General features: G+C 58.0%; 42 protein-coding genes and 2 tRNA genes. 22 read left to right on the top strand and 22 right to left on the bottom strand.

Annotated elements, in window-relative coordinates; all coding sequences use genetic code 11:
- Positions 1–68: 68 nt before the first annotated feature.
- The 14 genes from msub_RS21015 to msub_RS07275 form a co-directional block, all read right to left on the bottom strand.
- Positions 69–452 carry an HNH endonuclease gene (locus msub_RS21015; protein ID WP_082146429.1) on the bottom strand — a complete coding sequence of 128 codons (384 nt, stop codon included), beginning with the start codon at positions 450–452 and terminating at the stop codon, positions 69–71.
- Positions 453–884, bottom strand: coding sequence for a holin family protein (locus msub_RS07340; protein ID WP_197083800.1), 432 nt, complete (start codon positions 882–884; stop codon positions 453–455).
- A complete protein-coding gene (locus tag msub_RS07335) occupies positions 884–1174 on the bottom strand; it encodes a hypothetical protein (RefSeq protein WP_048495413.1) in 291 nt (96 codons plus the stop codon). The genes msub_RS07340 and msub_RS07335 overlap by 1 nt, the downstream gene beginning before the upstream one ends.
- Positions 1174–1590 (bottom strand): glycoside hydrolase family protein, encoded by a 417-nt coding sequence (locus msub_RS07330; protein WP_048495412.1) that lies wholly within the window; start codon positions 1588–1590, stop codon positions 1174–1176. The genes msub_RS07335 and msub_RS07330 overlap by 1 nt, the downstream gene beginning before the upstream one ends.
- Positions 1591–1830: 240 nt before the next feature.
- Positions 1831–2343: a hypothetical protein gene (locus msub_RS07325; protein ID WP_048495411.1), complete on the bottom strand. Its 513-nt coding sequence runs from the start codon at positions 2341–2343 to the stop codon at positions 1831–1833.
- Entirely contained in the window at positions 2343–2675 is a 333-nt protein-coding gene (locus msub_RS07320; RefSeq protein WP_048495410.1) for a nuclease domain-containing protein, read from the bottom strand. The genes msub_RS07325 and msub_RS07320 overlap by 1 nt, the downstream gene beginning before the upstream one ends.
- A 1-nt stretch (position 2676) precedes the next feature.
- Entirely contained in the window at positions 2677–2988 is a 312-nt protein-coding gene (locus tag msub_RS07315; protein WP_156182731.1) for a hypothetical protein, read from the bottom strand.
- Between the two features lie 151 nt (positions 2989–3139).
- Positions 3140–3502 (bottom strand): hypothetical protein, encoded by a 363-nt coding sequence (locus msub_RS07310; RefSeq protein ID WP_156182730.1) that lies wholly within the window; start codon positions 3500–3502, stop codon positions 3140–3142.
- Positions 3499–4173, bottom strand: coding sequence for a DUF6475 domain-containing protein (locus msub_RS07305; protein ID WP_048495407.1), 675 nt, complete (start codon positions 4171–4173; stop codon positions 3499–3501). Before msub_RS07305 ends, msub_RS07310 begins: the two co-directional genes overlap by 4 nt.
- Positions 4160–5440: an HNH endonuclease gene (locus msub_RS21010; protein WP_082146428.1), complete on the bottom strand. Its 1281-nt coding sequence runs from the start codon at positions 5438–5440 to the stop codon at positions 4160–4162. Before msub_RS21010 ends, msub_RS07305 begins: the two co-directional genes overlap by 14 nt.
- Positions 5437–6183, bottom strand: a complete 747-nt coding sequence (locus msub_RS07290; protein WP_082146540.1) for a Rha family transcriptional regulator — start codon at positions 6181–6183, stop codon at positions 5437–5439. Before msub_RS07290 ends, msub_RS21010 begins: the two co-directional genes overlap by 4 nt.
- A gap of 66 nt (positions 6184–6249) precedes the next feature.
- Complete coding sequence (locus msub_RS07285; RefSeq protein ID WP_048495406.1) at positions 6250–6660, bottom strand: hypothetical protein; 411 nt, start codon at positions 6658–6660, stop codon at positions 6250–6252.
- A gap of 147 nt (positions 6661–6807) precedes the next feature.
- The gene (locus msub_RS07280) at positions 6808–7008 is read right to left on the bottom strand and encodes a hypothetical protein (protein WP_048495405.1); all 201 of its coding nucleotides are present in this window, start codon (positions 7006–7008) and stop codon (positions 6808–6810) included.
- Positions 7009–7032: 24 nt separating this feature from the next.
- A tRNA-Met gene (locus msub_RS07275) sits at positions 7033–7104 on the bottom strand.
- Positions 7105–7288: 184 nt separating this feature from the next.
- Between msub_RS07275 and msub_RS21505 the strand changes: the two genes are divergently transcribed.
- Positions 7289–7441, top strand: coding sequence for a hypothetical protein (locus tag msub_RS21505; RefSeq protein WP_156182729.1), 153 nt, complete (start codon positions 7289–7291; stop codon positions 7439–7441).
- A 97-nt stretch (positions 7442–7538) separates the two neighbouring features.
- Here the strand turns inward: msub_RS21505 and msub_RS07270 are convergent, their stop codons facing one another.
- Positions 7539–7895 (bottom strand): transcriptional regulator, encoded by a 357-nt coding sequence (locus tag msub_RS07270; protein WP_048495404.1) that lies wholly within the window; start codon positions 7893–7895, stop codon positions 7539–7541.
- Positions 7896–7998: 103 nt separating this feature from the next.
- Here msub_RS07270 and msub_RS07265 point away from each other — a divergent pair, with 103 nt between their 5' ends.
- Genes msub_RS07265 through msub_RS07255 form a run of 3 tightly spaced genes read left to right on the top strand, consistent with a single transcriptional unit; the run spans position 7999 to position 10086 of the window.
- On the top strand, positions 7999–8463 hold the full coding sequence (locus msub_RS07265) for a helix-turn-helix domain-containing protein (protein WP_197083799.1): 465 nt from the start codon (positions 7999–8001) through the stop codon (positions 8461–8463).
- Between the two features lie 4 nt (positions 8464–8467).
- Positions 8468–9217 (top strand): HipA family kinase, encoded by a 750-nt coding sequence (locus msub_RS07260; protein WP_048495402.1) that lies wholly within the window; start codon positions 8468–8470, stop codon positions 9215–9217.
- On the top strand, positions 9214–10086 hold the full coding sequence (locus msub_RS07255) for a hypothetical protein (protein ID WP_156182728.1): 873 nt from the start codon (positions 9214–9216) through the stop codon (positions 10084–10086). The genes msub_RS07260 and msub_RS07255 overlap by 4 nt, the downstream gene beginning before the upstream one ends.
- Here the strand turns inward: msub_RS07255 and msub_RS07250 are convergent, their stop codons facing one another.
- From msub_RS07250 to msub_RS07240, 3 genes are read right to left on the bottom strand one after another with little or no spacing between them, the layout of a single operon-like run.
- Positions 10087–10476, bottom strand: a complete 390-nt coding sequence (locus msub_RS07250; RefSeq protein ID WP_048495400.1) for a type II toxin-antitoxin system HicB family antitoxin — start codon at positions 10474–10476, stop codon at positions 10087–10089.
- Between the two features lies 1 nt (position 10477).
- On the bottom strand, positions 10478–10774 hold the full coding sequence (locus tag msub_RS07245; protein ID WP_048495399.1) for a BrnA antitoxin family protein: 297 nt from the start codon (positions 10772–10774) through the stop codon (positions 10478–10480).
- Entirely contained in the window at positions 10761–11027 is a 267-nt protein-coding gene (locus msub_RS07240) for a BrnT family toxin (RefSeq protein WP_048497013.1), read from the bottom strand. Before msub_RS07240 ends, msub_RS07245 begins: the two co-directional genes overlap by 14 nt.
- A 170-nt stretch (positions 11028–11197) precedes the next feature.
- Between msub_RS07240 and msub_RS07235 the strand changes: the two genes are divergently transcribed.
- The 18 genes from msub_RS07235 (at position 11198) to msub_RS07150 (ending at position 18890) form a co-directional block, all read left to right on the top strand.
- Positions 11198–11587, top strand: a complete 390-nt coding sequence (locus msub_RS07235) for a response regulator transcription factor (protein WP_082146427.1) — start codon at positions 11198–11200, stop codon at positions 11585–11587.
- Between the two features lie 14 nt (positions 11588–11601).
- Positions 11602–12057, top strand: coding sequence for a hypothetical protein (locus tag msub_RS07230; RefSeq protein ID WP_048495397.1), 456 nt, complete (start codon positions 11602–11604; stop codon positions 12055–12057).
- Between the two features lie 15 nt (positions 12058–12072).
- Entirely contained in the window at positions 12073–12261 is a 189-nt protein-coding gene (locus tag msub_RS07225) for a carbon storage regulator (RefSeq protein ID WP_048495396.1), read from the top strand.
- A complete protein-coding gene (locus msub_RS07220; RefSeq protein WP_048495395.1) occupies positions 12254–12463 on the top strand; it encodes a hypothetical protein in 210 nt (69 codons plus the stop codon). Before msub_RS07225 ends, msub_RS07220 begins: the two co-directional genes overlap by 8 nt.
- Before the next feature lie 4 nt (positions 12464–12467).
- Positions 12468–12689, top strand: a complete 222-nt coding sequence (locus tag msub_RS07215; protein ID WP_048495394.1) for a hypothetical protein — start codon at positions 12468–12470, stop codon at positions 12687–12689.
- A 3-nt stretch (positions 12690–12692) separates the two neighbouring features.
- On the top strand, positions 12693–13316 hold the full coding sequence (locus msub_RS07210; RefSeq protein WP_048495393.1) for an HNH endonuclease signature motif containing protein: 624 nt from the start codon (positions 12693–12695) through the stop codon (positions 13314–13316).
- Positions 13310–13657: a hypothetical protein gene (locus msub_RS07205; protein ID WP_048495392.1), complete on the top strand. Its 348-nt coding sequence runs from the start codon at positions 13310–13312 to the stop codon at positions 13655–13657. Before msub_RS07210 ends, msub_RS07205 begins: the two co-directional genes overlap by 7 nt.
- Complete coding sequence (locus msub_RS07200) at positions 13657–13917, top strand: hypothetical protein (protein WP_048495391.1); 261 nt, start codon at positions 13657–13659, stop codon at positions 13915–13917. Before msub_RS07205 ends, msub_RS07200 begins: the two co-directional genes overlap by 1 nt.
- Complete coding sequence (locus tag msub_RS07195) at positions 13898–14089, top strand: hypothetical protein (RefSeq protein ID WP_048495390.1); 192 nt, start codon at positions 13898–13900, stop codon at positions 14087–14089. The genes msub_RS07200 and msub_RS07195 overlap by 20 nt, the downstream gene beginning before the upstream one ends.
- Positions 14083–14310, top strand: coding sequence for a hypothetical protein (locus msub_RS07190; RefSeq protein ID WP_048495389.1), 228 nt, complete (start codon positions 14083–14085; stop codon positions 14308–14310). The genes msub_RS07195 and msub_RS07190 overlap by 7 nt, the downstream gene beginning before the upstream one ends.
- 6 nt (positions 14311–14316) lie before the next feature.
- Positions 14317–14610, top strand: coding sequence for a hypothetical protein (locus msub_RS07185; protein WP_227506664.1), 294 nt, complete (start codon positions 14317–14319; stop codon positions 14608–14610).
- The gene (locus msub_RS07180; protein WP_197083798.1) at positions 14591–14962 is read left to right on the top strand and encodes a hypothetical protein; all 372 of its coding nucleotides are present in this window, start codon (positions 14591–14593) and stop codon (positions 14960–14962) included. Before msub_RS07185 ends, msub_RS07180 begins: the two co-directional genes overlap by 20 nt.
- Before the next feature lie 3 nt (positions 14963–14965).
- Positions 14966–15241: a hypothetical protein gene (locus msub_RS07175; RefSeq protein WP_048495386.1), complete on the top strand. Its 276-nt coding sequence runs from the start codon at positions 14966–14968 to the stop codon at positions 15239–15241.
- Positions 15238–16467: a hypothetical protein gene (locus msub_RS07170; protein WP_048495385.1), complete on the top strand. Its 1230-nt coding sequence runs from the start codon at positions 15238–15240 to the stop codon at positions 16465–16467. Before msub_RS07175 ends, msub_RS07170 begins: the two co-directional genes overlap by 4 nt.
- A complete protein-coding gene (locus msub_RS07165) occupies positions 16464–16724 on the top strand; it encodes a hypothetical protein (protein WP_048495384.1) in 261 nt (86 codons plus the stop codon). The genes msub_RS07170 and msub_RS07165 overlap by 4 nt, the downstream gene beginning before the upstream one ends.
- A 111-nt stretch (positions 16725–16835) precedes the next feature.
- Complete coding sequence (locus msub_RS07160; RefSeq protein WP_048495383.1) at positions 16836–17162, top strand: hypothetical protein; 327 nt, start codon at positions 16836–16838, stop codon at positions 17160–17162.
- On the top strand, positions 17159–17554 hold the full coding sequence (locus tag msub_RS07155) for a hypothetical protein (protein WP_048495382.1): 396 nt from the start codon (positions 17159–17161) through the stop codon (positions 17552–17554). The genes msub_RS07160 and msub_RS07155 overlap by 4 nt, the downstream gene beginning before the upstream one ends.
- A gap of 220 nt (positions 17555–17774) precedes the next feature.
- Positions 17775–18890: a tyrosine-type recombinase/integrase gene (locus tag msub_RS07150; RefSeq protein WP_048495381.1), complete on the top strand. Its 1116-nt coding sequence runs from the start codon at positions 17775–17777 to the stop codon at positions 18888–18890.
- A gap of 21 nt (positions 18891–18911) precedes the next feature.
- Here the strand turns inward: msub_RS07150 and msub_RS07145 are convergent.
- The 4 genes from msub_RS07145 to msub_RS07130 form a co-directional block, all read right to left on the bottom strand.
- Positions 18912–18988: transfer RNA gene (locus tag msub_RS07145), tRNA-Met, on the bottom strand.
- A gap of 91 nt (positions 18989–19079) precedes the next feature.
- A complete protein-coding gene (ychF, locus tag msub_RS07140) occupies positions 19080–20171 on the bottom strand; it encodes a redox-regulated ATPase YchF (RefSeq protein WP_048495380.1) in 1092 nt (363 codons plus the stop codon).
- A gap of 35 nt (positions 20172–20206) precedes the next feature.
- Positions 20207–20794, bottom strand: a complete 588-nt coding sequence (pth, locus tag msub_RS07135) for an aminoacyl-tRNA hydrolase (RefSeq protein WP_048495379.1) — start codon at positions 20792–20794, stop codon at positions 20207–20209.
- A 30-nt stretch (positions 20795–20824) separates the two neighbouring features.
- Positions 20825–21469, bottom strand: coding sequence for a 50S ribosomal protein L25/general stress protein Ctc (locus msub_RS07130; RefSeq protein WP_048495378.1), 645 nt, complete (start codon positions 21467–21469; stop codon positions 20825–20827).
- Between the last annotated feature and the right edge of the window lie 27 nt (positions 21470–21496).

The raw sequence follows: 21496 nt of genomic DNA, 5'->3' as shown, positions 1-21496 counted from the left end.
CGGATGTAAAAATTTGCGTTAGGCACGCGGTCGAGCCTTTTAAGGCTGTAGAGTTTCGACCCGCCCCCCTATCGCTCGCGTCTGTTGCCAAATCCACCATCCTCACGCGCTGTCTTTGCCGAGTGGCATGACCGGCAGAGCGCCTGCCAGTTGGATTGCGACCAGAACAGTTTCGGATCGCCACGGTGAGGCACGATATGGTCAACGTCCGTCGCGGCCGTGGTCCTGCCCTGTCTGTCGCACTCCGTACACAGCGGGTGATAAGACAGGAAGGTCAGCCGGGCCTTCTTCCACTTGTTGCCATAGCCGCGCTTGGCGCTACTGCCACGCTCCCGATCCTTCACCGGGTCGCGTTGCTTTGCCAGGTGTTGGTGCCGGTCGCAGTAGCGCTGGCCTCGCACCAGCTCACTGCATTGAGGGGCGCAGCAGGGCTTGAGAGGACGGGCAGGCACTCAGCCCTTACCCTTGAGTATGCTGCGCTTATCAACACTGCGGGCAGTGGCATAGCCCACATAGCCCACGCCGAACAGCGTCCATAGTGAGTCTGGGATCGCTGCCAGCCAGGCCTTCATACCCTCGGCAATACTGACGGCAGCCTCTGGGTTTACCGCATGCAGGATGCCCATGGGGATGGACGCGAGAATCATCAGGTAGATCACATACATGAACGAGGGGCGGGCGCGGCTGGTCCATGGGTCTGAGCTGTTGGCCTCGGCGAGGATCGCGCTCATCCGCGTCTCAAGCTCCTTGAGTTCTCCTCGCTGTTGGAGGGTGACCAGTTCGGCCTTGGCCTTGGCCGCTTGCTCTGGATCCGGGAACACCCGATCAATGAGCTTGCCGCCGATATCCAGCAGGCCGTCGATTACAGGGATGGTCAGGCTCATCAGTTGCTCCGCTTGTTGTCCAGCATGCTTTCGATCAGGCGATCCAGCTTTGAGTTTATCCGCTGCAGGTCGGCCTTCAGTTCGTCAAACTTACGATTTGTGCGGTCGCGCTCCAGAACATTCTGGGCTTGCAGGTGCTTAACGTTGAGCTCCAGGTTGCTGATGCGCGTATCCTGTTGGGCGAAGAACCACAGTGCCGCCAGCAATGCGGTCAACGTCGTCATGATATGGCCAATGCTGATCGACTTACTGATGTGCCAGTGGCGCCGGTCGTATTCCATCTGATCCACTACTGCACCTCGCCAGTCCGCATGATTTCCGACAGCTCAACGGCTCTCACGCCAACTTGGCGGGCCCATTTCGATTGCATCATTTCCTCTGATGCAGATTCCCAGTCCCGACGACCAACAGCCGCCCACATGTTCCGGAACTGCATCAGGCCGTGAAACCCAAGATTGAACGCCATATTTGCAATCACGGCCTGGCGCACCGGGTCCAGCTCGTTGTACTCGTCCACGGTTTCCAGCTGGCGCTCAACCTGGTCGATATCGTTGTCGAGCATGAAGTCAGCCTCATCGTGACTGATACCCACGTCTTCCAAGTTCCGGCCGTAGCCGATGGTCAGCTTGCCCACAGTGTCGCGATAGGGCTTCAGGCGGAGGCCTTCGTGGCGCTCCAGCTGTGATCTGAGAAGTTGGCGATTCATAGGCATAAAAAAGCCCGCTCAGTGGCGGGCGAATAGTCATGGTTGGTTGAGGCTGGTGAACTGCAAAGAGGGCGCCAATCTCACCGAGCGGCTATGGATATGCCCGAGCAGGCCGCACGTCGTATCTGATTCGGGCACAAAAAAACCGCCAGCTCCGAGGGGAGGGCGGTTTCGTTTGAGGTCAGTTTGACCAGCTACCAAATAGTGTATCTGTTGGACCCCTGAAGTCAACATTTAGTGTCAGGCGGCTGCAGATTCCCGAAATCCAAGCATCCACTCAAGCTGGCCATAGCCCTTGGTCACCCTCCGCTGGAACACCTTCACGGAGCAACCCAGCAGCTGCGCACACGCGGAGTCGTTCCAGTGGATCTCATAGCGCTTCTCGGTGAACGGATCAATGGCCACCTTGGTACGCCCACGATAGAAGCGATCGACACAGAGGGCGTCTACCTGCTTTGGTGCCCTGCTGGCCATTCGGCTCAAACGATCGTAGGCCCGGGCAAACTCCTCAGGCATCTGGCGGAGCCGGATCTTCTCCAGTTTGTCCGCCAGCATGCAGAATCCATTGAACCCTGATCCAGAGGGCGGCTTGCCCTCAAACTCAGCCCACATGCCCATGATGCTACGGCCCTGGTGTGCCAGCTGGTCGATGGTATCCAGCCCTTGCAGGTAGGCAATGAAGCGGTCTACTTCCCGCTGGGCTGCCTCCCGGGCCCGGCGCTGGTAAGGCGTCTTGCGGTTTTGCTCGGCCATCAAGCAGCTCCTTTAATCGAGAAAACGTCTTCCTGGAAGAGAACCCGCCAGGTGCGGATCTGGGCACGGCGGAAGTACCAGTCTTTGTGCTCCAGCTCCATGGGTGGCCACTTCATTCGGCCATCGATCACGCTATGGCATGAATCGCAGGCAAAGCAGGCGGACAGATCGTCACTCTTTCGGGCGATGCCGTGGCTCTCGTCCGGGAGGTGAGCCAGAACGGTTGTCGACCAGTCCCCGTTGCACACGCCAACTATCTGCAAGGTGCAGGGCTGATTCCGGGCTGCGTCCCTGATCTTCTTGGAGTGTATCGGTGTCGTCTTCTGCAGCATCTCAGTCCCCGTGGTATCTGGATCCGCCAGCGCCGTAGCCCCGGCCGTTGCTCTCCGCCCTCATGGCCGCCATCTGCCTCCTGACTTCCACCAGCTCCTGGTTACGTTCCGTCAGCCGGATTCTGAGCTGAATCACCAGGTCTTCCTTTGTGAGGCTTTCACCGGTTTCCTTGCAGACAACACCCGATGCCTCGCAGCGATCGCAGGGCATCTGGTAGAACATCGGCTTGATGAAGCCGGCGCCATGGCATTGCGGGCAGGGCTTGAGCGGGCGCTTCTCCTGGTTGAACGCCGGGCCACTTCTCTTTTTCACCTGGCCTCCCTCACTGCTTTGATCCGGTCCGCCAGCCATTTATCCCAGCGTGGATCCGTTATTGGCACCAATGGGGCCTCACACGTCCCAAGAGGACATCCTTTACAGCCTGGGTGGGCCTGGCAGTGGGCGATGACATCATCAGGGATAATCAAGCCGCACCTCGTTTTTCCCGTGAGCTTCCATCCCAGCCCGCCAGCTCCAGCTCGAGATCGAGGGCTTCGGTGCTGATTCCGTAGTGGCGGGTGAGAAACGCCTTGGTGAGCCTGGGCAACTGAACATCAATGCGGGCCTTTTCAGCCGCACACTGCCGGATCAGCTCCTGGTCATCCTGATCGAGAGCGGAAACCGGCATGTGCTCCCGGACCTTCTTGATGGTCGTTACATGGCAGGCAAACTTCCCGGCAAGGCACTTGTCCGACAGCTCGGCAGACTCAGCCCGAAGGCTGGCGCCGTGCATGTAGTCCTTGGCAGCCTGCCTCGCCCTCGTTTTTGAAAAACGGCTTATGCTCACGCAACACCCCCAAGGCGCTTTACCTGGTTGTCGATCGCTGATTCAAGATACTCCTGAGTCCCTTGCTGGCGGATCTTGGCAACGCCCTGGTCACCGCCGCCCTGGTAAACCAGCCGGGCCCGCTCCGGATCGCCAATCATTACCGGCTCATTCTTTGATCTGCCCCGCATGAACGAATCGTGCTGGCTGTTCTCGTGCTCACAGGTGCCGATCAGTTTCCGTGGGAAGGTCTCCGGGGGCTGGACGGTGAAGCCCTGGTAAAGCTTCAGAAAGTTGTTCCGGAGAAACGGGTATTCCTTCTCGTCGGTCATGGAGATCTTCTGCCAGCCACCCAGGCGGTCGATCGCTGCGTGAATCTTGGGATCATCGAAGACCACGGTGCGGTAGTTGCCGACACAGCGGATGGCCCGATCGACTTTTGCCCAGGCCTCGCCACTGGTGGTCTGGCTGCTGCCCTGGATCAGGCGGACGATGTCTGCCGGCTTCGGTGGGTACTGACCGGTATCCGGGTTGGTTAGGTGCCGGCAAAGCGCCCGCTCGATATCCTGAAGCGGGAAAGAGATCAGTGCCTGGAACACCATGTACACAACCCGCGGCTCCGGTTTCCTGCCATAGACCTCGTGAGCCTCACTCCAGATCTGGTCGAATGCTTCCATGTCATTGGTGTTCATAGGTCACCCCCGATTGGCCTGAGTTTCTCTGCTCGTGAATTCTCTGAAGTGCGGCATTGCGATCGTCCCGGGATTCCGCTGCCGGCTTTCGGCGCTCAGTTTTCCGCTGCAGGACGAGCTGGGACCACTTATCCCGAAGCTTGTCGGGGCTCTGGATGTTGGCAGCCCAGAAATCGTGCTGGCGGCACCAGTTGTAGAGCACCCGGATATGCCGGGGATCGCGGTTGTCCTGTTCCCGCATCAGCCGGATGGTGTTAGCCCAGCGGGAGAAGTTGGGCTGGCGAGGCTTGTCCTGCCCCAGCTGCTCCGCCAGCCGATCCCACATCCACACGGCCAGGTCCAGGTCGTCCTGGTTGCCCCAGAAGCGGCCGTTCTGAATCGCGGCGTCTGGCCGGTTAGGTTCCGGGTCGGGTTCGGGGTTGGTTTCGCCGGAAGGGGGCGAGGAGTCGTCCGGCCGGTCAGGTCCGGACGTTCTCTCTGCCGTAATCTCTGGAGTAGTCTCTGTAGTAATCTCTGTAATAGTTTGCTCGATCAAAGCAGACTTGTTTGCCTTGGGTAGACACTCTTGTTTGTCTACCGTAGACATACTGGGCTGCTCTACCCTAGACATACTCAGTTTGTCTTGTGTAGACATACTGGATTGCGACGTGCCGCCCTTTCTCACGTTGCAGGCCACGTGGGCAGGCTGAATGTTGTCTTCGGTATGGTCGCCACCTTCCGCCAGTGGCTTCTTGTGGTCGAAGCAAAGCGCCTTTCCGTGTTGGCCCGGGCCGTACACAATCGGCTTCTGGCAGCATCCGCACACCATGCCGTCGCGCTTCAGTACGGCGCTGTAATCGACGTACTCGGCCTTCGCGCCCAGCTTCTTCGCACGCATCAGGCCGGTCTTCGAGAGGCCGTTCAGAGTGGACCTGTAGGTTTCCAGTGCGTCCTCAAGCTCCAGGGCCTGCGGCGATCCGAGCAGGGCCTTCTCCAGCGCTTGTTCGTTGACACGGAAGTACATCTTAGCCGGGACACCTCGGCGCTTCTCCTCAAGCACGCCAATGGACTTCAGCGCTTTCCGCGCCCGTTCCTGCTCCCGGCGGTTCATGCCGGTCTCTTCCTCCCAGTCCTGCTGGGACTTGTAGAACCAGCCATCTTCATCGGTGACACGTTTGGCCCAGTAGATGCATTGAGACAACATCAGGGCGCCGGCAATGCCCACGCCGAGATCCACGAACGCACGCTGGAAGGCTATCGGCCGGGCCATCAGTTCGATAATGCTCATGCAGCCCCCTGCATGGCTTTGTCGTGGGTGAACTGCCCGTTCCAGGTCTGTTTCATTGGCAGCTCTCCCGCCAGGTAAAATTTGTGCATTTGAATGGCGCCCTTGCGCAGCAGTACGGGAGTGCAGCAAACAACAACCTGTCCGCTATTGCGTTGGATGTTGCTCTGGCGCTCTGTGAGGTAGCGATCGCGAGCGTAGGAGCTGACACGCCAGCCTCCACCAAAGTCTTGGTACAGCCATTTGCGGTTGGCCAGAGCCTGGTTGGCCTTCTGGCAGTTCACACCGTTCAGGCGCTTGGCGAACTCCGTGGGCGTCATGCCGTCCACGAACAGGTTCTGCAGCGACTCGATCTGTGCGGCTTGCTTCTGATTCTCAATCTGAAGGGTTTGGCTCTTCTCCACCTCATCGGCCCAGGCCCGGGCCGCTATCGCGGGATTGCTGAAGTCAGGCAGATTCAAGGCTTGCGCTTCCAGTTCCTGCCACCGATCGACAAGCCGGGCGGTGAACTCGGGCGACAGCTGAGCCACAATCACATAGCTGTCACGCTTGCTGACGTGGTAGACCACCCCCGGACGCCCTGTGTCGGACTTTTCCCCCACTGGGGTAAAACTCACAAGGCCTCGCTGTGATAGCCTTTCAATGGATTGCTTTACTTTGTCGTGCCGGGACTCCACAACCTGAGCAATTTCCCGGCTGCTCATGGTGAGATGGCCATCGTTGATTGTGGTCGCAAGTTGATTCATAATTCCTCCTATCTCGTCCGCAATACCCCGGTAGGCCTGCCAGCCCATGACCCGGGGTTTTGTTTTTTAGGCCTCTGGCCCTTTCCCCGTAACCACCACCCGAATCTCTCCGCCCGGCCTAACGATTTCGTCGCGTTTCAGGAATGGATGTGTCCGGAAGTGGCAGTCATCGATCTTCAGTGCGTCCGCCAGCCCATCACGGCCAGACTTGAACGCTGCAATAATGTTGTCGTCATCCCGGGCCCGGCGGTTGGGCGGATAGAAGTCCAGGAACACATGAATCTCTCCGCCGGCGCCAACCAGATCACGCAGGGGCTGTAGATCCCACTTTCCAGCCTGGATGGTTTCCAGGGAGATCATCTTGCAGGTGTACCGATAGACTTCTGCGGCCCGGGCCTTCTTCGCCCAATGACCTCTTGAGTTCGGGCTCAGGGCCTTGTGCGGCCAGGGAAGGATGATTTCGAGTTTTTCTGGCATTGCCTGCTCCGACTGCGTAATTCAAAAACTGTCTTAACGTGACATGTCACGTTTTCTCGTAGTGACTCCGGACACTCCGCCAGCCTGGCCTTTCTCTCTTCCCGATCGGCGCCGGCGGCGACGTATGCATTCCACTCGCCGAGAGACTTAAATCGGTGTGAGCTCATTGCCCTTCACAAGGAAGTCCAGGGTCTCGCCATTTTCATCGGCTGGGTGGATGTAGAAGTGGACTCCGTCCTCTCGCTCCTGGCCGATATCGACAACGAAAGTGAGCGGCACCTCTACTTCCCGCTTGCTCACGCCGTTGATGCCCTTTTTCTTCGTTCTCAGCAGCTCTTCCAGTGTCATTTTCGAAAACCTTTGTTTGGTGGTAGCAGGCGAGGGAGTCGAACCCTCCGATATCCGGGTTATGAGCCCAGCGAGACACCGTTTCTCCATGCCTGCATAGCTGGCGGGTTATCCGGTACCACCGCCGTATGCCTTTTGAAGGGAGGCAGCCCAGACCCCCTACCGGTGGGAGCCACAAGTTCGCAATGTCATTGCGGTTTATGCGTCGGCCGGGAAACTCCCAACCCTTTACGCATCCCGAACGTGTAAGAAATCCTTACAAGTTGGGGATACGGACTCCTTGCGGGAGTCAGTCGGACTGATCAGCGAGGGCGGTGGTCGTGGGAACCTTTGCCTCAGTCTGCTGGCGTTCTATCGCCGGGACCCTGTCCCCGGCTGCAATGTCGGCACCTCGGCGATCCTCTGCCTGGCCAGCTTTACCGGCTGCTTCTGATAGCGCTGCAGCTCGCGCTTCACTCAAACCCTGTACAGATATACACCCGCAGTCAGACGGGTATCCCGCCAGCCCGTAAGTGGTTCAATGGAAACCATCAGGCGGCATCCTCCGGGCCGTGATCGACAGGAGAGTCTGGCCCCCGGCGCTCGTGATCGCGTCGTTCTCCGTCTCGGCGTTCAGCGGCCCGGCGCTCAGCCCTCCGGCGGTCCCAAAAGTCAGCAGACAGCTCGATTGGAATGCCGTCTGTTTGGTTTGGGTAGATGTCCGGACGAAGTTCGTGGGGGGTGATTTGCCAGTCGGTGGCTTCGCAAACCGAAAGAACTTTTTCGGCGGAGACCTTCCGATGCCCCGAAAGCCATTGATAGATCAGCCCCTGAGTAACCTTCAGGTGCTCAGCAAGCTGCCGTTGAGTGACCCGGTTGCGGGCCATGTATGCGCGTAGTGTCTTCATGATCTGAGATATTAGTGATGCTATTACCAGAGATCAATAGTATTGCTATTTGTGCGAGGTAATAGTTTTGCTATTCAATGCCGTAATGGAGACCAAGCGGAACTTGTCCGAAGAACAAATTGCCGATTCCAAGAGGCTTAAGCGCCTATGGGAGCTCGAATTTAAAGGGAAAATCTCACAAGAAGAGGTTGCATATCGCTGTGGCTGGAAAACTCAGGGTGCGTTCAATCAATATCTGAACGGGAAGATCCCGATTGGGCTCCCAGCTCTGCTTAAAATATCTCGCGCATTAGACGTAAGCCCCTCCGATATCTCGCCCAGGTTGGCTGCAGAGCTTTCGAAACACGGAATTGCCGACTTTGAATTTACTGGCCAACCCTACGCACCTGGTTCTGATAATCCGCCAGCAAATGTGCCGCCGGAATTTTCCGCGCTTTTATCAAAGGCCACCCTCAGGTCGTACAAGCAGCTGATGCAGATCGCCGAAGCGGCCGCGGATGGGCGGCTGACTGATGCCGACATTAATCTACTCACACAGATCGCCAATAGGATCGCAGCAAAGGAGTAAGGCTATGCAGCCTATTGGGTTTGCGACCCTGTATACCGAGCCACGCCGCCTTGAAGGGCTGGATAATGTTTCAGAGGTATGGGTTGCCGACGCCCTTACACATGAGGGTGACCGGCGCCTGTACGTCAAGAAAACCACCAAAGAGGAGATCTTGGCCGAATGCCTGGCGTCCCTGCTGGCGACAGAGCTGGGGTTGCCGGTGAGTAGGGCGTATATCGTTCGCGACCCGGGCGATCTGCTTGGCGGAGGTTATTTCTCAGGGAGCGAGGACGCTGGCGCACCCTCCATCAAGCAGTGGCTTAATCGCCACGACCCCGTTGTCGTCCAGATGCTGTCGAGCTGGGACAAGCTTCATGAGGTGGCATTGTTTGACGAGTGGATAGCCAACCCGGACAGGCATGGCGGCAATCTTCTGTGGGGTGGAGAGGATAACTGGGTGCTGATCGACCATGCGCTATCCCTGTGGTCGACGCTCAAAGAGCCGAAGGCGGACCTTCCGTGCGAAAATATTCTCGCTGGCTGCATAAGAGACTGGGAGGGCGACCTGGGCCCGGCACGAATGCATAGAAATAGTGGTCCATTCGCGGCCAGGTGCCGGCAAATTGACCCGGAAGAGATCCAGATTGCTTCGCAAAGTGAATATATTGGGATGTATGAACGGTGCCGGGATACGCTATCATCATTGGAAACGCGACTTTCCAAGATGCCGGCACTGCTTGCCAGGCACGGTAACCAACTGGGTCTTCTGCCATGACTGCCAAAAGCTCTCCATTCCCAGAGCTTCCACAATACCAGGCCGAGGGTATGGCCGTATTCATGGAGCCCATAGCCGGTTCAGGGGAACGGCTGTGCGTCGCGGTAGCAGCGCAAGGGGCTGACCGGGCTTATAAAGTGGTGCCCGTTATTCGGGAATCGACAGCCAAGTGCATGCTGGGCCACGCGGGACCGGGCTTTCTGGAAATGATTAACTTGGTCGTCAACAGTCTGGAGCACCACCTGAAAACCGGAGCGGTGCTGGGCACCTGGCAACCACCTATGACCGGAGTTTATCCCGGCGAAGCCAGATCCGGGCGGGTTGAAGACCTGACCATGATGCTTCGAACAACTGCGAGGAACAGCGCCTTTCTCAGTCGTATGGCCGATTTCACTGCCGATGACGATGTGGAGGTGACCGTATCGGATCGATGGCTCACCCAGGTGAAAGAGGCGATGGCTCAGGAGCACCCGGAACTGGTGCGCAATTTCAGCCGCAAACTGCAGCTCTACACCGGCGGATCTCCCACAACGTTTGACTATGTGGGTGGAAACTACGTGGCGCAGCTTTCCAGAATCGTGCCAGGCAATGGACTGTCCACCTATAACCGAACCGCCAAGTCAAAGATGTGGGAGTTGATCTCCCTGAGGGATAAGGGCCATACCGGACTGTTTCAGATCGAAAACTTCGAGCTGATCCTGTATCGACCGGGCAAGAACGACCCCAGCTTCAGCGAGAGCGACATCAACCGGGTTTACGAAGTGTTCCACGAGCTCGTGGAAGAGGCAGATCAGCAGGAGCTGAGGGTGCACGGAGTGCAGAGCCCGGAAGGCGCCGTGCGACACATCCTCAATGGTGAAGCCGCCTAGTCAGGCGCCCAGCTCCCGCTGTGCAGACATCGCCAGAAAGGCCGACCGGCTCATGTGCCGGCTCTTTGCTTCGTCATCAATCCGGCGCAACAACCCCTCCGGCAGGCTGACGTTCAGCCGAACTGATTTAGTTTTCAGCTTGCCGGTGTCGATATCTACCATCATCCAGATTCCGCCCTGGTAGTCCGGATTGCTTATCAGCTTTTCCAGCGGGGTCGCTGAGGGCACCACCATGTCCTCATCCTCGCAGTACAGCTCTACCGCCTCCTGGATGTTGCCCGCCAGCTCGTCCCAGCCGTCCGCCGCAGAGAAGCAGCCGGGGAAGTCCGGCACTTCCGCGCCATGGGCGTGGTTGTCGTCGCCTGTATGTACATAAACCGGGAACAGCATGCTATCCCAGCCGCTCAATGTCTGACTGGCTGTGCTCCCGCACGTACTCCCGCAGAGCTCTGTCCATCCGCGACTGCCAGCCCTTGCCCGTGGCCCGGAAGGTCTCCACGACCTCCGGCGACAGGCGGATTGTGATTCGCTCCTTAGTGATCTCGGCCTTGGGTCTCCCCATAGGGCGCAGCCGCTTGAACTCTTCGTCTGTTAGCTCGTAGGTGTCCGGATCGGCGGCAATGCCGGCGTTGATTTCGGCCTCTTCTTCGTCGGTTGGCCAGATAATGTCTCGTTTAAGCTTCGGCATAGCGTTTCATCTCCCGCGTATTGGCCTTGCGAAGGCTGATAACCCTGCGGGCATCGGCCCTGTCGGTATACACCACGCAGTAAAGCCGTAACCCGATGTAGGCAAAGCCCACCATTCGCTCCTCCCCGTAGTGCTTCCGTTCATCCGGGAACGCCCACAGCGTGTCCCATTCCATGTTTTCGGCCTCGGATAGGGCCACGCCGTGCTTTTCACGGTTGGCGGCATCCTTGGCGGGGTCGAAGTCAATGTTCATGAGCTTATTGTGCATACAGAAAGTGAAGGCGGCAAGCAGTTTCCGGAGGGTCGGCGCTACCATTTTGCTGGCGTCAGCAAAAAGGTTTGAAAAAATAATAGCGCTACTATTGAATATTAATAATAGCGTTGCTATTGTTTGGCCATAACGTTGATCAGGGAGACAACATCATGGGCAGAAGACAAAAACCAACCTACCCCCGAATGGAAGTGGAGCTGGCGGACACCACGCTGCTGCCACCGCGCCGCGCTGAAGTTTTGAAGCTGGCGGCCCGAGGCATGAGCAGCAAGGCGATTGCCAGGGAGCTGGGCATTTCCCCGGCCACTGTTGAGTGGCACCTGGACGAGGCCAAGGACCAGTTTCACGCCTTGACGCGGCTGGATCTGATTTCCCAGGGCTGGATGCAGGGGCTTTTCCGGGCCCGGATGCTTGCATGGGCTCTCATGGCCTTCTCAACACTTCCCGCACTGCGCAGCAGGCCCACACCGATGACCGGCACACGGCCGCCAGCTGTGCGCAATGTGATTGGCCGTAACGCAATCCGTGAAAACCGCGCTTAACCAGGAGAACAACCATGGCAACTCTCACCATCGAACTGCCGGAGCAGGTAACCCAGGGCCAGATGATGCAGGCGCTGGAGTCCATTGGCTGCGAGCTCAGGCTTGCCCGGGATGGGCGCAACTACACGGCGGTTCCCAAGGAACGAGCCGTGCGGCGGTCATCGCTGAGCCAGATGAAGCGACAGTCGACCATCTTCCGGAAGCAGTACGACAAGGTTGATAGCGGCGGCTACGTGATCTTTTTCAAAGGCAAGGCCGTTGCCTGGTGGCGGTGGCTGGATCATCCCAGTGGCTGGGAGCCTGGCTGCATCGCACTGGACGACACCGGCAAGCAATGGGTGGCTACCGGCGGTAACGCCTATGAAGGCGCCATGCGCTGGGAGGTTTTAGTTGGCGAGACCCAGTCCAACGTTGCCCGGATGCCGACCCGTATCCGTGAAATTCCCCAGCCGGGCCCAGGCGCGGCATAACTCGAGGAGGTACAGATGCTGATATTGACGCGAAGGCCCGGCGAAGCCCTGGTTATGGAGACGGAATCAGGCGAGACCATCAAGGTTGTGGTCATCGATAACCGCGGGGCTCAGGTGCGTATGGGCGTGATCGCCAGCCAGAAAGTCTCTGTCGATCGCGAGGAAATCCACCTGCGCAAGAGACGGGAGAAGGCTCATGCCTGAGCTGGCAGTAAAGCAAAAGTACGCACCTGAGCTGTACCAGGTGCTCAAGGATCTAACCGGCCTGGCAAAGATGGGGGCCGCGCCGCTGAACACCTACCAAGCGGCAGTCAGGAATTCTGACGAGCTCCTGAAGCAGATCGAACGTGAATCCACGGAGCGAGAGCTCCTCGAGCAGATTGAAAACGAAACCAGGGAGGAATGACCCCGTGAAAAACAAACTGTCTGATTTAAATGATCACCTCTTTGCCCAGCTCGAACGCCTGAGTGACGAAGACCTGAAGGGCCAGCTTCTGGAGGAAGAGATCGAGCGGAGCAAGGCGATCACCGGCGTCAGCAAAGAGGTGGTTTCCAACGCGAGGCTTGTCCTGGATGCCGAGAAGTACAAGCGTGAGCACGGCATGACCACCGGCCCGAAGATGCTGGAGTGAACCATGGCGGCCTGGAATGAGCAACGGGATTACTGGCTGCGATCGCTGTACCCGGAGACCAATAACAGGACGATCGCCAAGGTGATGGGCTGCTCCTACAGCGCCATCAAGAATCGGGCGCAGACGTTGGGGCTGAAAAAGTCTCCGGCATATCTGGAGCGAGAGAGGCCAGGGTGCTTTCGGCCAGGACAAACAAGCTGGAACAAGGGCGTCAGCTATCAGCCAGGCGGGCGTGTTGCTGAGAATCAGTTCAGGCCCGGGCACAAGCCGCAAACGACCGTGCCGGTTGGTACCGAGACGGTCGACAAGGATGGCTACCTGAAGCGAAAGGTTCGTGATGATGCGCCGCCAGGGATGAGCCGCAAGAACTGGAAGTTCGTGCACGTCATGAAGTGGGAGGAATACCACGGCCGGCCGGTACCGCTAAAGCACATTGTGCGGTTGAAGGATGGTGATAAGCAGAACTTCTCTCCGGACAATCTGGTGCTGGTGAGCATGGCGGAGAACGCGATCCTGAATAAGTTCTTCGCCATGGAGAACCCGCCAGAGGGGAGCTTCGATGTTCTCCACAACCTGGCCAGGATCAAGCTGGCAGCGAACAAACGGAAACGGGAGCTGACATGTTGATTGCAAGCTATGAGCAGTGGCGCGAGGCGAAAAAGCAGGTCCTCGAGGAGGAGAACCCTGCTGTTCCCTGTGAGGAGTGCGATGGATTTGGCCACTTCTACTCCGTGTGCCCCTGCTGCGACAGCGAGCTGGATAAAGACTGCGAGGTCTGCAAGGGCGCTGGCGAGGTTTACTACCTGGATTCACCGAAGCCGCTCACGGGCGGGCAGCTGATTAACCGCAAGGCTTACTTCCAGGAAGTGATCGCAGACCTCAAGAAATGGAGCGCCTACACCAAACAGGATTTTCTACATGTGGCCGGCCGGTTCGTTGATGAATTTCGAAGAGGTTGGGTGCACTGATGGACGGAACTACAGCCAGAACCATCCTCAGCCTGAACGACCAGCGGGACAAGGCAGAAGCCAGCAAGCGGGAAGCGCTCCTGGAACTGGCCGAGATGAAGAACGAACTGCGGATTCTCCGGCACATGAAGCGGGAAATCCTGGTCTGCCTGCTCGATCGCCGGATGCCGATGCACAAGCGCCCGGACTCTGCAGAGAGTTGCCGCCATACCGTGAGCCGGATAGCGAGGATTGTACGCCGTGCACACGCAGGTAACTGATCTGAGCCACGAGGATCGCGCTGAGGCGATTATCGAACTCATCGAGAGTACCGGCCTGGCCTATGCCCATTCAAGCGGCTGTGTGGTGCTGAAGGACGGGACATGGCTCCAGCCTGAGCAGTGGCAAGTGTGGGTGGAGCATCTGAAGAATGAGGAGAGGGAAGCATGCTGACGGAAGCACAGAAGAAAAGGGTGGCCATGATTATTGGTTCTTCCGCCCATGATTGCGAGGTGTCCATGGTGTTGAACGCCGGAAGCAGCCCGGTCCGCACACTTACTGAAGTTGCCGAGACGCTGCACTACATGAACGCCAACGGCATCCAGAAGATCAGCCACAGAAAGGCCCTGATGAAGGCGGGCCGGAAGGCGCTCAACGTGCTGGGGGATATGTAGATGGCCATGACACCAACCGAACGTAAACGCCGCCAGCGTGAGCGGAACAAGTTCCTGGACATGAAGCTTTTCACGATGGAGTTGGCCGCCAACGAACGGGCGGCGATCGAGGAGGCGGCCCGGCTTCGGGAGTTCGACGACCAGACCGAGTACATCCTGGCACTGGTTTACAAAGATCGTGACATGTCACGAAAAGAAAATGTGTGCAGCTATCCCGACTGTAACTGCCCGTTCGATATGGGTCCGGATGGTAAGTGCCTGCGCGGAAAGCCACGTGAACATGAGGTGGAAAGTGAGTGATTTCGAGGAAGTGTATAACCCAGATGCACCAAAGGCGTCAGCGGAATTCGATGCATGGTGGAAGAAGGATGGCGACGACGCACTCATGAACCGCACCAGCGGGGCCAACTTTCGGTATGTGTACTGGATGGCGCACAAGGCCTATGACGCCGGGAAAGAAGCTGCACGGGCAGAGATGGCCAGTGAGGCAAAGCTACCACATGCCGGACTGGAGGTCATGGGCAACATTCAGATCAACGAGGCTGGCGATCTGCACAATTATTACCGGGCCCTGGTGCTGACTTTCAACACCAACGAGGACATCCGCCGGGCCATTGCGGCAGAGCAATGCACCTTCGGGTTCAAGGAGTAGGCCGTGAGCCAGTCACTTATACAGATGCCCCGGGCCTGTGATAGCTGCGAACACTATAAGCCGGTCGGGTGGGACGAGGACAAGCACTGCCCCTTCAAGGCCCGCTACGCCAGCGCACCAAAACCAACACGCACACCCTGGGGCAGGTGCGATCTGCACGGCGCCGAGGTGTTCGCCACCGAGATATGCAACAGCCACGAGCCGGAGCCGTTCGTTCACCTGGTGGACGTGACCAACAGGCCGGAGCCGAGAACTGCAATACAGGAGAGGTTGCTGTGAGCAAACACCACGAATTCCGAGACTTCGTGCTAAACCACGAGTTCGACCAGTTCGCTAAAGACGAGGAAGGCCGAGCAATCTTCCGGCTGTGGCAGGACGAATACGAAGCGCTGCAATCGGCCATGGCTTCAGCCGGCGGCGGCCTGTCCAGCATCGCACAAAAGAAGCTCGAGCAGATGGGCGCTACCGTTCATGGCGTGCTGGTGAAGAACGAGGCAGGAGCTTGGGCAGCGGTCTCTGACCTTGGCCGAGTTACCTGGCTGGAAAGCGATAAAGGTGAAGATCCGCCAGCCGAACATACCTCTGATTACAGCTGCCCAGACTGCGGGGCAAAGATGACTCAGGCGAACCCAGCCGATCCATATTGCGATGCTTTGTACTGCAACGAGTGCGGATTCAATGAGCCAGCGGACTCAGAGGATGGTGCCGACATTGATGGCGGTACCAAGCCTGTTCCGGAGAGGGACATTGACCCGCTGTTTGAGGGGCCTGATGTACCTATTGGAGATGCTCTCGGAGCAATGGAGGAAGAACGGCGCCTCAATGATGAGCATCTTAAAGACGATCCCAAGCCTCCAGAAACTGAGCCTAAATCCGATCCTCTGCCATGCCCGTTCTGCGGTTCCTCTGATGTTGGCGGTGCTGGGGGCACTGTTGGCTGTTATCGATGCCCTGCTGAGATTGCAGTTCAAAACGCAAATACAGCCTATGCCGTCGAGCTTTGGAACAATCGAGCACAATCAGCCAAAGGCGCTGAGGTGGCTTCTGGGGGAGAAGTTGAAGCTTTGAGAGGTCAGCTCGAATCAGCCGAGGCAATGGTTGCAGTCCAATCTGACGTTCTGGAAAACATTGCCGTGGCCCTGAAGGATGCGGGCAATTTGAGCAAGGAAATGTACGAGCTCATAACGAAAGGCATCGGAGCCGACCCCGACCCATTTATTTTGCGGAAGCAGGCAGAGGCAGTTGAGGCGATAAAGCCAACTTCTGAAATGAAAGCTGAAATGCTGGGCAGCTTTAAATTCACAGAGGAAATGACTTGCAGCGCTTGCTACTTCGACGAGCCGGACAATGACTGCGAGGTTTGCGGGGGCGACGTCACCTACGCTCAGGACTTCCAGATCCCCTGGACTTCTCAGAAACAAATCATAGGCACTGCAGCTGCTCACGTTGCCCAACGACTCCGCCAGCAAGCCGACGAAGCCGACAGGGCGGGGCGTGACCAATGAGCCAAAAAACGTTACTCGATCCGCTGCCCCGCCAGCTGACCGAGCTTCCAGAAGAACGCTGGCCCGTTTACCGGGGCAACAACAAACCGATTCGGGTTCTGGTCAGCAAAAAGTTCATGGTCCAGGTGTTCGCAGAGCGGGGCGGCTATTGCCGGCTGAGTGTGAACCGGGTTAAGCGAAAGGCCGGCGGGAAGTGGAAGGACGGCATTACCTGGGATGAGCTTCAGCAGATCAAGAAGGAATGCGGTTTCGGTTAGTGGCTGGCCCTCGAGGTTTTCCCGGAGGATAGCCGGCTGATCAAAGATGCAAACATGCGGCACTTGTGGCTTCCGCCAGTGCGGCCTGAATTTGCCTGGTAGGAGATAGAAATGCTTAAAGCCTACATGATGCACGCTGGCGAACCCATTGATGGAGCGGCTCTCGTTTTCGCCGAATCATTCCGGCAGGCAAAGGTTCTGGCTTTCAACCAGTCTTGCGTCTGCGATGGCTGCGAATACACCGATATTCGCGGGCACCGAATCGGGCGCGACGCCTGGCTAAAAGAACGCGCTGCTGATCAGAAGAAGCTGGCAGCTGGCGAGCCTCACGTTATAGACAGCCCGCCATCCTGCAAAGGCTGCGAACTTTGGTTTGACGAGCTGGAGGAGTCTGGCTACTGCGAGACCTGTGCCGAAGAGCGGGAGGACGCAGCGTGAGCCAGATAGAAATGTTTGCCTCTGAACCGCCAGCACCAACTTTTGAGCATGGGGGCTACATGCCGCCAGCAACTCGGACCTATCGAGCCGAGGAGTTTCTGGCCAAGTACAAAGATCTGCATGGCCTTATCACTCTGGAGGTGCCAACTCTATTCTGGCTGATGGATCGGGTGATAGAGGTACTAAGAGGCGGGACTGTTCATTGGTATGACATGGACAAGGCGATCGGGTTGCCAGTTGATAGGTGCACCCTGTCGCGGCACCTGGACCTGATGGCAAGTCGGGGCCTGATTCATGCGGAGCCGGTCTACTTCGGGAGTTCATCCCCGCACCTGGGGAACTATCGGGGCTTTCAGTATCGCTATTCACTGCCAGAGGGGGTGCCTTCATGACGGAAGTAATGATTCAGCCGCGGATCATTCGGGCAGGCCAGGCCCCGGACTATTGCGGGATGGGGCGGGAAGTTTTTAATAAAGAAATTCGGCCGTATCTCACTGAAATTCCGATAGGCGAGATCGGAAAGGGATTCGATCGCCTTGATTTGGACAGTGCCCTGGACGAGTATATTTCTCGGCGAGGGCGTGCTCCGGCCCAAAAATGGAGTGAAGTAGCATGTCGAAAAGTGGGAACGGTCTCCGCCTCCGTGGCGGGACATGGCACATCGAGAAGCGAATTAACGGACGGAGGATTCGCGAAAGCACTGGAACGAGCGATCGGGTAGAGGCAGAGCAGTACCTCGTCCGAAGGCTCGAGGAAATCCGCCAGGCTTCGGTCTACGGTGTTCGGCCAAGCCGAATCTGGCGGGAGGCAGCTCTCAGGTACGCCCGGGAGTTTGCACACAAACGGAGTATAAAGCGGGACGTGCAGGATCTGAAGGCCCTGGATCCATACATCGGGAAGATGCCCTTGAACCAGGTGCACTCAGGAACGCTGCAACGCTTCATTGAGATGCGCCGGAAAGAGGGGGTGAAGGCTGGCACGGTTAACCGATCGCTGGCCGTGGCCCGGAGGATTCTCAGGCTATGCGCGGAGCTGTGGCGGGACGAATACGGGATGACCTGGCTGGAAACCGCCCCGATGATTCCGGATGTGGACTGGAAGGACAAGCGGGACCCGGCACCGGTGACCTGGGCAGAGCAGGGCAGGCTCTTCCAGGAGCTGCCGGAGCACCTGAAGGATATGGCCGAGTTCGCGGTTCATACCGGGTGCCGGGAAAGCGAGATCTGCGCTCTGAAGTGGGAGTGGGAGGTGTCGTTACCTGGTAAGGGGTTCGGGTTCATCCTGCCCGCCAGCGCCACGAAGAACGGTTGTGACCGGCTGGTGGTCCTGAATGCAACGGCGAGAGCAGTGGTAAACCGCCAGCGAGGGAAGCACGAACACCAGGTGTTTACCTTCAGCAGCCGGCCGGTGGCCTCTATCTTCAATAACGCCTGGAGGAAAGGGCGGAAGAAGGCAGGGCTCACACATGTCCGCGGGCACGATCTCCGGCACACCTTCGGCAGGAGGCTGAGGGCCGCAGGGGTAAATGAAGAAACCCGGGCAGAGCTGCTGGGGCACAAACGCGGATCGGTTACCACACACTACTCGGGGGCGGAGGTCGCTGAACTGGTGAAAGCGGTGGAGCTGATCGCGGAGAAGAGAGGACCGGATTCCGATGGCGTGGCCGTGGTGAAATTCCGGTTTGGGCACAAAATGCCCACAGAGGCAAAAAAAAGGGTCACGACGTGAGTCGCAACCCTTTGTAAATCTTGGTAGCAAGGGGCGGAGTCGAACCGCCGACCCCAGCATTATGAGTGCTGTGCTCTAACCAACTGAGCTACCTTGCCATTTCGCTTTGGGCATCGCCCCGAACGAGGCGCGTATTTTCAGTATTTGGGCCCTTGGTGTCAAGACTTGGTCCCGGATTTTCCTGAAAAATTACACGTTGAAGCGGAAGTGGATAACGTCGCCGTCCTTAACAATATATTCCTTGCCTTCCAGGCGCCATTTACCGGCATCCTTGGCGCCGGCTTCGCCGTTGTACTTGACGAAATCGTCGTAGCTCACCACTTCGGCCCGGATAAAACCACGCTCGAAGTCGGTGTGGATAACGCCCGCAGCCTGAGGCGCTGTGGCGCCGATCTTCACCGTCCAGGCGCGCACTTCTTTCACACCGGCGGTAAAGTAGGTCTGCAGGCCCAGCAGGCTGTAGCCAGCGCGGATTACTCGGTCGAGGCCCGGCTCTTCCATGCCCATTTCTTCCAGGAACATGGACTTTTCATCGTCTTCCAGTTCGGAGATTTCGGCTTCTATCTTGTTGCAGATAGGCACGACAACCGCGTTCTCGGATTCCGCAATCTTTTTCACGGTGTCCAGGTGCGGGTTGTTCTCGAACCCGTCTTCGCTGACGTTGGCAATGTACATAGTGGGCTTGACGGTGAGCAGGCAGAGTTCACGGATCAGAGCCATCCGGTCCTTGTCCAGGTTCATGCTGCGCACGGGTTTGCCTTCGTTCAGCACCGGCAGAAGCTTCTCGAAGATCTCAAGTTGGGCCTTGGCTTCCTTGTCGCCGCTTTTGGCTACGCGCTGAACCCGCTTGATGGCTTTCTCCACGGTTTCCAGATCGGCCAGGGCCAGTTCGGTGTTGATCACCTCGATGTCGGAGGCCGGGTCGACCTTGTTGGCCACGTGAATAACGTTGCCGTCTTCAAAGCAGCGCACTACATGGGCAATGGCGTCGGTCTGGCGGATGTTGGCCAGGAACTGGTTGCCGAGGCCTTCGCCCTTGGAGGCGCCTGCGACCAGACCAGCGATGTCGACGAATTCCATGGTGGTGGGCACCACGCGTTCGGGCTTCACGATCTCGGCCAGTTTGGTCAGACGCGGGTCCGGCATGGCGACAACCCCGGCGTTGGGCTCAATGGTGCAGAACGGGAAGTTCTCCGCACCGATGCCGGATTTGGTGAGCGCGTTGAACAGGGTGGATTTGCCGACGTTGGGAAGGCCGACGATGCCGCAGTTAAATCCCATGGAATGCCTCTGCTGGTACTGGAAATTTTGCCGGATTATACCGGTTTGAAGCTGTGCAAGCGATTCATCGCGGCAGGGAGTTTGCCACTGGCTGCATCGGGCAGCACCCGCATGATTTCATCAATTACCGCGCTCAGCTCTTCGGTTTCCTGTTTGCCCAGGCGGCCGAGAACGTAACCGGTTACCTTGCGGCTGTCACCGGGGTGGCCGATGCCGATGCGCAGTCTCTGGAACTCGTTGGTGCCCAGGTGAGCGATGGTGTCCCGCAGGCCGTTGTGTCCACCGTGCCCGCCGCCTTTCTTGAGTTTGGCGGTACCCGGGGGCAGGTCGAGTTCGTCGTGGGCGACCAGAATCTGTTGGGGCTGAATCTTGAAAAAATCCGCCAGCGCCTTGATGGCCAGGCCGCTGCGATTCATAAACGTGGTGGGATTCAGGAGGTGCAGGTCGAGACCCTGCCATTGTATGCGTGCGTATAGCCCGTGGTACTTCTTTTCGGGGCGGAGCGTCTGGCCCGCGGCGCGGGCCAGAGCTTCGACGAAAAGGGCACCGGCATTGTGGCGGGTATTCTCGTAGTCGGCGCCGGGATTCCCCAGGCCAACCACCATGACAATATCCTGCGCCATTCGCCGCTGCCCTCCTCAGTACAGGAGCAATTACTCCTTGTCTTCGCCTTCTTCACCTTCTTCGCCGTCTTCGGCATCATCAACCTTGGCACCGCGCGGCTTGTGGATAGCCACAACAGGCAGGTCGTGATCTTCGCCCTGAAGCAGAGCGGCAATCTTGACGCCATTCGGCAGTTTCAGGTCGCTCAGGTGAACTACCTGATCCATTTCCACGGTCGCCATGTCCACTTCGATGAACTCTGGCAGGTTCTGCGGCAGACAGATCACTTCCACTTCGGTGATCTGGTGGTTCGCTACGCCGCCCTGGAGCTTGATGGCCGGTGCGCTTTCTTCATTCATGAAGTGCAGCGGAACGTTGACGTGGATCTCGTGGTCCTTGTCGACACGCAGGAAGTCAGCGTGGGTCAGCAGCGGCTTGTACGGGTGACGCTGCAGGTCCTTCAGGATCACGCTTTCTTTCTTGCCGTTCAGCTCAACGGTCAGGACGTGAGAGAAGAACGCTTCGTTTTCCAGGGCCTTTTTCAGCTCGTTGTGCCAGATGGAAATCGCAGTTGCGTCTTTTCCGCCACCATAGATGATGGCCGGAATTTTACGCTCCTCACGACGCAGGCGGCGGCTCGCACCTCTCCCCTGATCGTCGCGAGGAAATGCTTCGATAACAAATTCCTGAGACATGGTATTAACCTCAATCGTCACCTGAAC

The sequence above is a fragment of the Marinobacter subterrani genome, from assembly GCF_001045555.1.
GTDB classification, from domain to species: Bacteria; Pseudomonadota; Gammaproteobacteria; order Pseudomonadales; family Oleiphilaceae; genus Marinobacter; species Marinobacter subterrani.
Note: the sequence above shows the minus strand (reverse complement) of the source record. Positions and strands in the feature narration are given on the sequence as shown.